Raw genomic sequence first — 13,574 nt, forward strand, 5'->3', positions numbered from 1 at the left:
CGCCTTAGGGGACCTCTAAAAACGTAGGCGAGGCAGTCAACGCAAGGCAAAAACAGGCGAAAAAGCGCAGTTTACAGGTGGTAAATGAGCATTTTGAGGCTGTTTTTAACGCGGCGTTGGCAACGCAGGTAGTTTTAAGAGGCGCCCCTTAACGGCGGCGCTTAAAGGTCTCAGAGGGTAACTCGGCAAACTGCTGACGATAGATTTGAGAGAAACGACCACGGTGCAGAAAGCCGTACTCCAGCGCTAATTCGGTTACGTTGCGCACCCCGCAGCTGGGGTCAAGCAAACAGGTATGAATACGCTCCAGACGCTTTTGCCGGATGTAATGCAGCGGCGTCACCCCAACTTGGCGCTCAAACAGACCGTATAACGAACGCACGCTCATATTGGCTTGTCTGGCTAACAGTTCGGCGCTGAGCTCCAACTTCAGATTCGCCTCGATAAAGTCAGCAATCTGATCAAAACGTGCGACCTGATTGCCCAACGGCTCGTGACTGATGTTGTTGTCCATCAGCACCAGAAGCTTGCTGCCTATGATGTGCGCAAAGTGCTGCTGCACACGCTCAAGCGACGGTTCCTCAGCCTCGTTACACACCACATCGAGCAGGCTGTAAAAATTGCCTAATTCAGCCGCGCCGTAACGCTTGTTGAGAAAACGAATGCCTTCTTCTGGGCGCTGCCAGTGCTGCGTCTCACAAATCGAATCCAGCAGAGAGACAGGCAGCTTGGCGATGAACTTCTCACAGTCTGCCGAATAGGTCAGGTCAACCGGATCATCCGGGTTGATCAGCACCGCATCCCCCGGATTCAGGCTGTGTTCCTGATTATGCGTACGCCACAGGCATTGACCACGCAGCAGAATTTGCAGATGGAAGATACTTTCCAGCGCCGGAGACGTAACACGCACCACCCCGCCATAGCTGATCCGGCACAGATCAAGGGTTGAAAACGGGCGGTGACTCAAACTGGCTTGAGGGTATCCATATCGCGGCAGGCGGATGTCATGAGTGCCGACATGCTGATTGACATACTCAGATACTTCACGGGGATCAGCACGCTCAAACACCCTGCTGCTCACACTCAGCAGGCGGTTTTCCATGCGAAAACTCTCTTTTATTTATTATCGAATCGCCAAACAGCGACCCATCAGGCATTGATGCCACACAACGACCCAGATAAGCAGCATCAAGCTGACTGGCACTCAATCACAAGCCCCAACGCAGTACCAGCATCGTAGTCTCAAAGTGAGCCACAACAGACAGATGGTGCACGCGGGCAACATCAATTCACCTGCCTAGCAGCATGATGCGGGTCAAGCAGCGCACGTAGCCCTAGTCCGCACACTGCGGACAGAGCGGTGAAAACTCGAAATTAAACGGGCGATCAAGCCGCCGACGCCTATGCCACATGACCAAGCGCATTGGAGATTCAACACAGGCGCCTGTACTGAGTGCGTGAAGGCCTGCGCTCAATCATGAGGATTTCTTGCTTTCATCACGAAAAATATGAGATTGCCTCATCATCCCGCTCAACCTGACAATCACTCCTGACACATTCACTGCGCCAATCAGCTCGTGACATGCCCGAGCACATATACGATCGCAGACATATCGACTCAAAGACCCATAGTCAAACATCGCTGTGGTCTTTAGAACTTCAGGTTACACAATCAAAATGGCTACAGACTTTAACTTCAACGTTAAAAGCATTCGCTTTGATGAGAATTACATTCCATCAGACAATACCCGACTGACAACAAACTTTGCCAACTTGGCCAGGGGAGCAAGTCGCAGAGAAAATTTGCTGAACACCCTTAGAATGATCGACAACCGCTTTAATGCGCTGGCTCATTGGGACAACCCCAATGGAGATCGTTATAGCATTGAGCTTGAAATCATATCAGCTGAATTAGAGGCAGAATTTAAACACAACGAAGACCCGCTGCCGCTGATCGAAGTATTGAAAACCAATATTATTGATCACCACAGCAATGAACGAATTGAAGGCATTACTGGCAATAGTTTCTCGTCGTATGTCAGGGACTATGACTTTAGTGTTTTGCTGCAAGCGCACAACAAAGGCAAGCAGCGTTTCGAGACACCAGAAAAATTTGGTGAACTGCACGGAAAGCTATTCAAAAAATTTGTCAGCTCCAGCGCATACCGCGACAACTTCAGCAAGCCGCCGGTCATCTGCCTGAGCGTCTCTAGCAGCAAAATCTACCGCCGCAGCGAAAACCAGCACCCCGTGCTAGGTTTCGAATACTTGCAGGATGAATACTCACTTACGGATGAGTATTTCAAAAAGATGGGGCTAAAAGTTCGCTATTTTATGCCAGCCAATAGCGCCGCACCTTTTGCTTTTTATTTCTCAGGGGATCTTTTACTCGACTACACAGACTTGGAGCTGATTAGCACGATTAGCACCATGGATACCTTCCAGAAGATTTACCGGCCCGAGATTTACAACGCAAACTCCCCGGCAGGCAAGTGCTACCAGCCCAGCCTGAACAATCAAGACTATTCATTAACTCGAATTAATTATGATCGGGAAGAACGCAGCCGCCTGGCAGTTGAGCAAGGAAGGTTCGTCGAAGAAGTATTTATAAAACCCTACCAAACTGTTCTTGAACAGTGGTCCTCCAGTTACGCTGCCTGAGTGATTTAAAAGGTCTTTATTGTGAAAAAACTATTACCCACATCTACAGCAGGCAGTCTGCCAAAACCTTCTTGGCTTGCCGAACCTGAAAAGCTCTGGTCGCCCTGGAAACTACAAGGTGAAGAACTGGCAGAGGGCAAACAAGATGCGTTACGCGTTTCGTTGCAAGAGCAACTTCACGCAGGCATTGATATCGTCAGTGATGGCGAACAAACACGACAACACTTCGTTACGACCTTTATCGAGCACCTTGAAGGTGTGGATTTCGAAAAGCGCGAAACCGTCAGAATCCGCAATCGCTACGATGCCAGCGTACCGTCTGTAGTCGGCGAAGTTTCCCGGCCACACTCAGTATTCGTGGAAGATGCCAAGTTTTTACGCAAGCAAACGACGCAGCCGATTAAGTGGGCCCTCCCCGGCCCAATGACCATGATCGACACACTCTACGACGGCCACTACAAAAGCCGTGAAAAGCTGGCGTGGGAGTTTGCCAAAATCCTCAACCAAGAAGCGCTTGAGCTAGAAGCAGCTGGCGTGGACATCATCCAATTTGATGAGCCTGCCTTTAACGTGTTCTTTGATGAAGTGAACGACTGGGGTGTTGCTACGTTGGAACGCGCCCTTGAAGGCCTCAAGTGTGAGACCGCCGTTCATATCTGCTACGGCTACGGCATCAAAGCCAATACCGACTGGAAAAAAACCTTAGGCTCAGAATGGCGACAATATGAAGAAGCCTTCCCTAAGTTGCAGAAGTCCAAGCTCGACATCATTTCACTGGAATGCCACAACTCCCGGGTACCGATGGACCTCATTGAGCTTATCCGCGGCAAAAAAGTGATGGTGGGCGCAATTGATGTGGCCACTGACACCATCGAAACACCCGAGGAAGTTGCCGACACATTACGTAAGGCCTTGCAGTTTGTAGACGCTGACAAGCTCTATCCATCAACCAACTGCGGCATGGCACCGTTGGCTCGTCGAGTGGCCAGGTGCAAGCTTCACGCACTGAGCGCTGGCGCAGAAATCATCCGTCAAGAACTGGCTGCTTCACGCTAGTTAAGACACACAACCCGCCCTGCATCCAGCGCTGGTGCAGGGCGGGCTCAAGCGCTTGAAGCCCCAAGCCGGGCAGCCGTTGAGTCTAATTAGGATCGTCTATGCCAGGTGTAAATCCTGCTATTGAGCCACTGAGTTTCCGTAAAGCCTTGGGCAACTTTGCATCCGGGATAACCGTCATCACATCACGTATAAACGATGAGCAGCTCGGTTTTACATGCCAGTCATTTTACAGCGTGTCAGTGAACCCGCCGCTGGTGTCGTTTAGCGTCATGTCCACCTCTGCGAGCTATCCACGCATCCGTCAGGCAGGCCGCTTTGCCGTTAACATCCTGAGCGATCAACAGGTGGATATTTCTAATCAGTTCGCTCGCCAAGGCTCAGATAAGTGGCGAGGTGTGTCGTGGTATGACTCCCCGCTGGGCAACCCACTTATCACTAACAGCCTGCATTGGCTGGATTGTGAAATTCACGCTGAATATCAGGCAGGCGATCATCTGATCGTTATAGGTGAAGTTAAAGCTCTCAGCCGTGATGAGGCAGGCGCGCCTCAGCCGCTGCTGTATTTCAAAGGTCAGTACTGCACCCTTGAGGCGCCTAATGGCACGCCGTTGAACCTGCCAGAAAAAAGGCATACCGTGAAGAAAACGTCTCAACAGTTTGCTGAAGGGATTGAAATGCGGAACAGCGGGACTATGCATCGCTGAGAACTAAGCCAGACTACATATTGAAGCGAACGCCCGCTCAACACGGGCGTTCGCTCCACGCTATTGCGCCTGCGGCTGAATCACCGCCAGCAATGTCCAGCCAGTAGCGGGCTTGAGCTGGCTGTCACTGCTGACCACATGCACCCAACCGCTCGGGTCACGAGCAAACAACACCGTTGCACGCTCACCGTGTAGCGCCTGGTAATCCTCCCAGGTGAAGCCCTCGGTCAGCGTGGTGCTGTAAAACTCCGCACCTTTCGCCAGCAAGCTGGCCAGCTTGCTGTAGGTCAGACTGTCGTTACCTAGCAGCTTGCCGCGATGCTTGTCGCTGGTACGGTGCTTGTCGCTGCGGCGGCTCTCCTGGCTGTGGGCCAAGCTAAACAGGCGCTGATGGCCGAAGTCATGGCGGAAGCGCATCACCGCCAAGGTATTCAGCTCACCAGACGGAGAAAGCGCCAGCAGATGGCCCAGGCCGATCAAATCCAAGTGGGCCTCGGCGTGCTGGGAAGCCGGGTTGCCGAAATAAGTCGGCAGCCCTTCCATACGCGCCGCGCTGATGTTTTCCCAGCTGGAATCAGTCAGCAACACGCGGCTGCCCAACTGCTGGAGTGCCTTGCCAATCTCCCGCGCCGGGCCGTTAGCGCCAATAATCAGGAAGCCACTCGGCGCAGGCTCAGCCACATTCAGTAAACGGGCGATTGGGCGTGCTGTCGCGCTTTGCACAACAACGGTGCCGATGATCACCGCGAACGTCAGGGGTACCAACAGCAGCGCGCCTTCATAGCCCGCCTCGTCCAAGCGAATCGCGAATATGGCCGAAACTGCCGCCGCAACAATGCCCCGTGGCGCGATCCACGCCAGCAAGGCGCGCTCGCGCCAGTTCAGGCTGGAGCCTGCCGTAGAGATGAGCATGTTCAGTGGCCGGGCGACCAATTGAATCACCAGCAGCAGAATCAACACCGCAGGGCCCAACGCCAGCAATGCGCTGAGATCCAGCCGTGCAGCAAGGAGGATGAACAGACCGGAGATCAACAAAACACTGAGGTTCTCCTTGAAGTGCAGAATGTGCTGCACATCGACGCCGCGCATATTGGCCAGCCACATGCCCATCAGCGTTACCGCCAGCAAGCCTGACTCATGCATGAGCTGGTTGGAGCCAATAAAGATGCCCAGTACCGCCGCCAGCGCTGCAAGGTTGTGCAGATACTCTGGTAGCCATTGGCGACGCAACACCACACCCAGCAACCAGCCACCGGCAATGCCCAACACAGTGCCACAGGCGATCACACCGCCGAACACCATCAGACTGTGGCTAAGGCCCTCACCCGATGCACTGGCGATAATAAAGCTGTACACCACCACCGCCAGCAACGCGCCGATAGGATCGATCACGATCCCTTCCCAGCGCAGGATATTGGCAATCGAAGCCCGCGGTCGCACAACCCGCAGCATCGGCACAATCACCGTCGGCCCGGTCACCAGCGTTAACGTCCCCAGTAGCAGCGACAACAGCCAATCAAAGCCCAGCAACCAATGCGTAGCCAGCGTAATCACCGCCCAGGTCGCCAGCGCACCGACCGTCACCAGCCGCTGCACCACACTGCCGATCTCACGCCACTGCGAGAGGTGCAGCGTCAAACTGCCTTCAAACAAAATCAGCGCCACCGCCATCGACACCAACGGCATCAGCAATGGCCCGAACAGCTCCTGCGGATCAAGCCAGCCCAACACCGGCCCAGCCAGAATGCCGCTTAACAACAAAAACAAAATCGCCGGCAGCTTTAAACGCCACGCCAGCCACTGACAGGCCAACGCGGCTAATCCGATACCGCCAAAGGCCAATAAAATTTGGGTTTCGTTCATTAATGCTTCGTCCTTCGATGAGCAGGCATTGAAAGACTAGCTAATGGCGGGATGGTTCAGGGGAATATTTGCGTTAATGAGTTACGGCATACTTATGCAGTTATTCTTGTTGGCAGTACCGCAGGTGGTATAGCTGGCGGAGGTTCCGCCGACACTTTCGCTGCTGAGCTAGGGGAGCTTGCCCATTGGGACGTGTTCTAACTCCACAAGACCGAGCCAAAATCCAAATAGCATTGGCAGACGCCTTTGTTGACAACGCGGTGGACTATAAGGCGATAGCAAAGCAAGTGCGTGACTACGACCCCGAGATTGTCCGGGACATACTCTTTGAGGACGTTGCTCCAGTGTGCTTTAGCAATCTTGAAACCCCTGTACCGCCTATATGGACAGGGTTCGATACCCAGTGGCTGCTGAGCGAAATAGACAAACAGACCCGTGCTCGCGAGGCCAGCTGGATAAAGCGTCGGCAGGACAGTTTAAAAATTGCCTGGTTACGATATAGCTATGGCTATATCTGGAAAGAGATTAGTGCATGCCGCGAAGCGTAAGCTGAGGCTTATTGCAGGGAAGCAAGTCGGCATAATTTATAAGGAAAGCTACAGTGAACAAACCCACCCTCAGCCTGCTGGCGCTGATGTTAATTGCCCTCAACTGCCAAGCAGAAATCACCGAGGCACAGATTGCAGCCGACTGCGCAAAGATCAGCCAGCACGCGCAGCAAGGCGAAGCCTTCTACAAAGCCAAGAACTACCCCAAAGCACGGGAATCCTTTGAACTGCAGGCGGCGTGGCAGGAAGAGTGTGATGTGGGGGATCAGGACCGACTAGCCACTGCTTACAACAATGTCGCACTGACCTGGATTCGCCAGGGCGAATACCGCAAAGCACAGGCTTGGCTGGCCATCATGCCGAATGACAAAAAGTCGAAGTACAACCTCTCGCTGATTCAGGACAAGCTGGATGCCCTGCCGAAGCCAACCTCGCTTTCAGGCGAATATTGGCGATACGCCAGGCTCAGCACGTTTCAGATCCTCACATTGAAACCACTCAAAATCGATACATACCAAGCGGACTGGCAAGGTGTGTACTTTGGTCCGCGGGCCCTTTACTACGGCCCAAACCTGGGCGATTTCAGCGAAGTGGTGACCTTGAAAAATGGTGAGGGCGATATCGTTCTTAGAGAGAGTGATGACGCAGAACCCTGCATACTTTCACTGACGAAGTCGTCAGATGGAAACGGCCTTACCATCAAACAAAGTAGTGATAGTTGGCACTGCGGTTTCGGCCATAACGTCAGTGCAGACGGAGACTATTTGCGGGTGAACTGACCTGTGATCAGAGCCGAGGGCTTAAATAAATCTGTCCCCATTTCTTTTCAATCTCGTAAACGCACTATGACCGCTCCCAGCCGATATCGCCCGCATCAACTTAGCGTACCCTCACCCGCACTTCTTGATAAGGCCTGCTAGCCCAGCAACACAAAATCGTCTGTGTAAGTGGGGTAGAACCTGTGTGCGGTATTCGAGAGCCTGTGCAGCCTCGTTATAGAACTGCAAAATGTCCGGGATTAGTGACCACTACACCTGTACAGCATGAATCGCCCCGGGTTTCGTGGAGGCCGTTTCGTTTAAGTCAGGCCGCCATGGCCTGACTTGCTTGTTGCTGGTGGAAGTTTGCCTCAGCCTCCGCAGGCGGGATATACCCGATTGAGCTCAACAGCCGCTGGTGGTTGTACCAGTGCACCCATTTCAAGGTCGCCATCTCAACAGCTTCACGACTCTTCCATGACTGCCGGTAAATCAGTTCAGCCTTGTACAGCCCGTTGATAGTCTCGGCCAAGGCGTTGTCGTAGCTGTCGCCCTTGCTGCCAACCGAAGGCTCAATGCCGGCCTCTGCCAGCCGCTCGGTATAGCGGATCGAGACGTACTGACTGCCACGGTCGCTATGGTGAATCAGGCCACCCATACGATGTGGCTGTCGGGCGTACAGCGCTTGCTCCAGGGCATCCAGCACGAAGTCGGTCTTCATGCTGGTACTGACTCGCCAGCCGACGATGCGCCGTGCAAAGACGTCAATCACGAACGCCACGTACAGCCAGCCTTGCCAGGTCGAGACATAGGTGAAATCCGACACCCACAGCTGGTTCGGGCGCTCAGCATGGAACTGGCGTTGGACACGATCCAGCGGACACAGCGACTTGTCGCCGGCCACCGTCGTCCGTACAACCTGGCCACGCCTAATTCCCTGCAACCCAGCTCGCCGCATTAGCCGCTCCACCGTACATCTGGCGACCTTGAGGCCCTCTCGCAGTAACTGCTTCCAAACCTTCACCGCGCCATAGCACTGCATGTTGGTATCCCACACGCGCTGGATCTCCAAGCTCAACGCCTCATCGCGCTGAGCACGGCAACAACGCAGTGCCGGATTGCGCAGTTGGGCCGCATGTCTGCGGTAACCGGACGGGGCGATCTGCAAGACACGGCAGATCGACTCGACCCCGAGACGGTCACGGTACTGATCGACAAAAGCCCTCAGGACTTGGTGCGGCGGTCGAGCTCCGCCTGGGCAAAATACGCACTGGCCAGACGCAGAATTTCATTGGCCTTGCGCAATTCCCGGTTCTCCCGCTCCAACGCCTTGATGCGTTCGCGCTCTTCGGTGGTCGGGCCTGGACGCTGGCCTGCGTCGGTCTGATGGCGGCGAATCCAGCCATGCAACGTTTGCGCTGCACAGCCAATCTTCGGCGCGATGGCTTCAATGGCGGCCCACTCGGAGGGGTAGTCGTTCAGGTGTTCCAGAACCATGCGCACGGCACGTTCACGGACTTCAGGGGAGTAGGTCGTAGTCTTTTTCATGGCCTCATCTTCTCAAGAGTTGAGGCCTCCACGAAACCCGGGGCGATTCAGGAAGCTCAATGACGGCTATTGGCCGAAACTTGCCCTTGCCATCAACACACCTACTTACCCTACCCTCACCCACTCCACCCGATTCCTCCCTTCCGATTTCCCTCGATACAACGCCCTGTCCGCCTGTTGCAGCGAGTCATCCAATGCTTGGGCGCTGGTGAAGGGATCGGAGACGCCAATGGTGACGGTGCAGCGTATGGGTTGCTTGGGGTCGAGACCGGGGACTTGGCTTTGTTCAATGGCGGCACGGGCGCGTTCGGCCAGTTGCAGGGCGCCTTCGCGGTCGGTGTCGAGGGCGATCAGGGCGAATTCTTCGCCGCCTAGACGGCAGACGAGGTCACCTTTGCGGGCGTTGCTGACGAGGATGTTAGCGACGTGCACCAGCACCTGATCTCCGGTTTTGTGCCCGTGGGTGTCGTTGATGCGTTTGAAGTGATCGACATCGACGATCAGGACAAAGGCTTTGCCCGCTGTACGGGAGCGAAAATGACTCTCCAGACCATCGACCATGCCGCGCCGGTTAAGCAGGCGTGTAAGTGGGTCATGGGTGGCCAAGGTGCGCAGTTCGTCCGTGAGGCGTCGCAGCACCAGCCAGACGAGGCTGGGCGGTAATACGGTGCCGAGGAAGGACATATAAATGTAAAAGATCACCTGAAAGCGGCTGCTCAAATTCAGGGCTTCCAGACCGCCATCAAGAATGATGAAAAACTTGATGCCGTTGAGAATACAGATGCCGCCAATGAGCAAGGCAAATACGACAATCTCGGCGCGCAGGTCTTTGGCAAAGCTGGAGCGCCCATAGACCAGTGAGGCTGTCATGCCGAAGAACAGCATCGAGCACACCCCAGCTAACAGCACATGCCGAGCAACCGGCCCTAATATTTGATCCAGCACGAGCTGCAATAGGGTGTAACCCACTGCTACCGCCAGCATGGGCCGCAGTACGGGGGTTGAGTAGCCAAAAAAACGCATACCGCCAAGGCAGTAAGCCACAGGGGCGCAGAGTGTCATGGTGTGGTTGATGATGTTCACCAAGCCTTCTCGGTCTGACCCTTCCACCACTTGAAGAATGTAGGCGATACCCAGCAACAGGCTACCGAGGGCGAAGACTTCCATACCGAATTTCTTGCCGTTCAGCCGAGTGCTGATCAGCAGGAACATGGCGCTAAAACACAGCAGATGCACGCAGAGCATGCTGATGATGACAGTGGTGACCATGACTTCTCACAAATGGAGTGACTACTGAAGTCGGCCGTCAAGCAACCGGGCCTGTTCGTGCGCGCTTCAGACAAGAGAAGACGCTTGCGCACTTGCTCTTCGTTAATTCGATCGCCAGTTCAGTGCTGAGGCGCCTCCAGTAAGGATCGCGTGCTCAGAGCACATTTATATAACTGCACGACTGTTCTACAAAGCTGATCGTAATGGCTATTTGCTCTATCTGGCAAACCATCTACATCGCCAAGTTATAAGTAAGACGAAAGTATTATCTAGACTCGACGAACCGAACGCCCCCACATATGAAAACGCCCGGCATTCACCGGGCGCTTTTTCATAAACGTCTTAATTACGCAGCGTTACTGCCATTTGCCGCCCTCAGCCCATTCTGAAGCATTGGTTCTGTTCTTTATCTGTCTTTGAGCACGGCTTAGCGCTGCATGCCCCAGCGTTTACGGTGAGGCGCTCAACCTTGGCGAAGATGAGGTTTTCCACCAGCAGGCCGAACAGAATCACGGCGCCAGCCCGGCGAAAACCTTGTCGGTGTACAGCTCTTTGCGGTTCAGGAAGATGTACCAACCCAGCCTGCCCTTGCCGCTGGAGGCGCCAATCACCAGCTCGGCGGCGATCAGCATACGCTAGGCAAACGCCCAAGCGATTTTCAGGCCTGCGAGAATCGACGGCAGAGTTGCCGGAATAAGGATAAACAGTAAAACACAGGCCTTTGAGGCCGCAGTTGCGCCCGGCTATGCGCTGGGTTTCCGAGACGCCGAGAAATCCCGCACAGGTATTCAGCGCCAACGGCAGTAATGCGATGGCGGGCAGCGGATTCAGCATGGAGCCAATCTACAGCTATAAAAATTCAATTTAAATATCAATTACGCATAAACATATAACATCAGAACGTTCCAGCTTGCCTGAGTCAGGTCACTGATGAGGCATAACGGCGTACACCTTCACAGCCGTGGCTGCGACATTTTGTTCCAGGCCTTATCGCCCCATGAGACCGCGTAAAACCAGCACCAACCCCATTAATACCTGACCTTTTGGACATATTTATATAGCACTGAATCAAGCACTTAATGACCTAACGCAAGATACCAGTACCAATTGATGGCAAAATAGAACCATCGTTTTCCTGACTACGTTGGTAGGTTGCAATGCGTGATTGGTTGACTCGGTTTACTTTGAAATTTCGTCTTATGTGCCTTTTGGGGCTCTTGGCATTCGTTACAGTTGCGATGACCGTTGCTGGACTGAACGGTATGCGCAACAGCAACAGTGATCTGGACAAGATGTTCAACAACGTACTGCTACCGCTGGATACGTTGAACGAACTAAGCAACCACATGCACCTCACACGTACGCAGTTGCTGCTGGCCCTCCAGCACATGCCGGGCAGTGCGTTTGAGAATGCCCATAATCACCCGCCTAGCCTCCACTTTGATGCCGTGGAGCAGAACGCTAAGGATATGCGTGAGCATATGAGCGAATACCAGGCCCTGGTTGTGGAGCCTGAGCAGCAGCGCATGTTTGATGCACTGCAACGCGAGCTGATTACTTACTTGGATACAAGCGTTCAACCCGCGCTGAAGCTGATGCGTGACGGCGATTACATGGCGGCCAATGAAATCATCCTCACCCGCCTACAACCGGCCTTTAACAAAACCTATGAACATCTGCGTAACCTGATCAACCAGCAGACAGGCTTCGCCGAGAAAAGCCATCTGGCGGCTGACAATCGCTTCAGCAAATTGCTATTCACAATTGGTATTTCTCTTGCCGTTGCCTTGAGCATTGCCATCGCTTTTTCACTGGCTACCGTATCCGGTATCACTCAAGCAGTACGCCAATTGCAATCGGGTGGTTCTGCCCTTGCCAGCGGTAACTTAGCTCATCGCATCCAATACACGGGTAAAGATGAACTGGGCACTATTGCTGATGCCTTCAACACCATGGCCAGCCACTTCCAGCGCACCATCCGCGAATTGGCACAAGCTGTTGAGCAACTGGCCGCTGCGGCCGAGCAAACAGCGCAGATCAGCCGCCAAACCAGTGATGGCATCAATCGTCAACAGATGGAAACCGATCAGGTGGCCACTGCGATGAATGAGATGTCCGCCACAGTACAAGACGTCGCAGGCAATGCCGCTAACGCAGCTCACGCCGCAGAAGAAGCTGACAATCAGACTGAAAGCGGCAAACAGGTTGTGCAACAGACCATCATCTCTATTGATAGTCTGGCCACCGAAGTTGTGCATGCTGCTGAAGTCATTCACGAGCTGGAAGCCAACAGCGTCAGCATCAGCTCTGTGGTGGATGTGATTCGCAGCATTGCTGACCAAACCAACTTGCTCGCCCTGAATGCGGCCATCGAAGCGGCCCGTGCAGGCGAACAAGGGCGTGGTTTTGCCGTAGTGGCCGATGAGGTACGCACACTCGCCTCACGTACTCAGCAGTCCACCACTGAAATACAGGCGATGATTGAAAAGCTGCAGCACGGTGCAAACCGCGCCGTGACCGTCATGGAAAGCAGCTGTGAGAAGGCTCAAAGTGGCAAAGAACAAGTGGCCAGCGCCGGTCGTATGCTGGAGCAAATCAGCAACGCCGTTGCCACTATCAATGACATGAACGCCATGATCGCCTCCGCCGCCGAGGAGCAAAGCTCGGTCGCTGAAGAGATCAACCGCAACATCACCTGTGTTAGCCAGATCGCTGAAGAAACCAGCGATGCCTCACGTCAAAACGTAGCCACCAGCACACAACTCGCAAGCCTTGCCAGCCAACTGCAAAAGCTGGTGCAGAACTTCAAAATCTGATGCCGCTATAGCGATTGGAGACCGTGACAGACAAAACCTGGAGCGGTCTCCACTTTAGCTTCCATCTGTAGATCCCCCGCCCTGCGAGCAAGACCTTTAGCCGGTGCTCTGTGTATCCCCCTGCAGTTCGATTGGACTCTACGTCTCATCTGTGAGCGCGCGCCCTATACAGCGTGCGGTTTGGTATCCGATAAAAGCCGCATCGATCCGCAACACTCACTGCACCACGCTCTGCCCGCTTTTCTCCAGGCAATAAAAAACGCGGCCGAAGCCGCGTTGCGTTGCTGAAACTCTGCCCGAACCGCCATTCGGGCAGTCAGCACACTCACCTAAGGCGAGTCGCAGGTT

Annotated in this window: 9 protein-coding genes, 2 pseudogenes and 1 other annotated feature; of the genes and pseudogenes, 6 read left to right on the forward strand and 5 right to left on the reverse strand. The window is 54.1% G+C overall.

The genetic code is table 11. The features are described 5' to 3' along the window. Positions 1-148: 148 nt before the first annotated feature. Entirely contained in the window at positions 149-1,102 is a 954-nt protein-coding gene (locus WG219_13010) for an AraC family transcriptional regulator (GenBank protein WXL24251.1), read from the reverse strand. A gap of 575 nt (positions 1,103-1,677) precedes the next feature. On the opposite strand from WG219_13010, the gene WG219_13015 reads away from it, so the two are divergent. The 3 genes and pseudogenes from WG219_13015 (at position 1,678) to WG219_13025 (ending at position 4,313) form a co-directional block, all read left to right on the forward strand. After that, positions 1,678-2,661: a DUF1852 domain-containing protein gene (locus WG219_13015; GenBank protein WXL24252.1), complete on the forward strand. Its 984-nt coding sequence runs from the start codon at positions 1,678-1,680 to the stop codon at positions 2,659-2,661. Positions 2,662-2,682: 21 nt separating this feature from the next. Next, positions 2,683-3,717, forward strand: coding sequence for a methionine synthase (locus WG219_13020; GenBank protein WXL24253.1), 1,035 nt, complete (start codon positions 2,683-2,685; stop codon positions 3,715-3,717). A gap of 101 nt (positions 3,718-3,818) precedes the next feature. After that, a pseudogene (locus WG219_13025) lies at positions 3,819-4,313 on the forward strand (flavin reductase family protein). 171 nt (positions 4,314-4,484) lie between these two features. On the opposite strand, the gene WG219_13030 reads toward WG219_13025, so the two are convergent. Further along, entirely contained in the window at positions 4,485-6,287 is a 1,803-nt protein-coding gene (locus WG219_13030; protein WXL24254.1) for a sodium:proton antiporter, read from the reverse strand. Positions 6,288-6,472: 185 nt separating this feature from the next. Here WG219_13030 and WG219_13035 point away from each other — a divergent pair, with 185 nt between their 5' ends. Further along, positions 6,473-6,835, forward strand: coding sequence for a hypothetical protein (locus WG219_13035; GenBank protein WXL24255.1), 363 nt, complete (start codon positions 6,473-6,475; stop codon positions 6,833-6,835). Between the two features lie 53 nt (positions 6,836-6,888). Continuing rightward, positions 6,889-7,614, forward strand: a complete 726-nt coding sequence (locus tag WG219_13040) for a tetratricopeptide repeat protein (protein WXL24256.1) — start codon at positions 6,889-6,891, stop codon at positions 7,612-7,614. A gap of 304 nt (positions 7,615-7,918) precedes the next feature. Here the strand turns inward: WG219_13040 and WG219_13045 are convergent. From WG219_13045 to WG219_13055, 3 genes and pseudogenes are all read right to left on the reverse strand, one after another. Further along, positions 7,919-9,141, reverse strand: a protein-coding gene (locus tag WG219_13045) for an IS3 family transposase (protein ID WXL24257.1) whose coding sequence is annotated in 2 segments (ribosomal slippage) — positions 7,919-8,856 and positions 8,856-9,141 — 1,224 coding nt in all. Because the reading frame shifts where the segments join, the coding sequence is not laid out codon by codon here. Next, positions 8,747-8,863: a sequence feature (AL1L pseudoknot), on the reverse strand. Its footprint overlaps the gene before it by 117 nt. Positions 9,142-9,246: 105 nt before the next feature. Continuing rightward, the gene (locus tag WG219_13050; protein WXL24258.1) at positions 9,247-10,410 is read right to left on the reverse strand and encodes a GGDEF domain-containing protein; all 1,164 of its coding nucleotides are present in this window, start codon (positions 10,408-10,410) and stop codon (positions 9,247-9,249) included. A gap of 427 nt (positions 10,411-10,837) precedes the next feature. Beyond that, a pseudogene (locus WG219_13055) lies at positions 10,838-11,253 on the reverse strand (ABC transporter permease). Between the two features lie 356 nt (positions 11,254-11,609). On the opposite strand from WG219_13055, the gene WG219_13060 reads away from it, so the two are divergent. Beyond that, positions 11,610-13,226 carry a methyl-accepting chemotaxis protein gene (locus WG219_13060; protein WXL28007.1) on the forward strand — a complete coding sequence of 539 codons (1,617 nt, stop codon included), beginning with the start codon at positions 11,610-11,612 and terminating at the stop codon, positions 13,224-13,226. Positions 13,227-13,574: the final 348 nt, after the last annotated feature.

It is taken from the genome of Pseudomonas mendocina (genome assembly GCA_037482215.1).
Lineage (GTDB): Bacteria > Pseudomonadota > Gammaproteobacteria > Pseudomonadales > Pseudomonadaceae > Aquipseudomonas > Aquipseudomonas mendocina_E.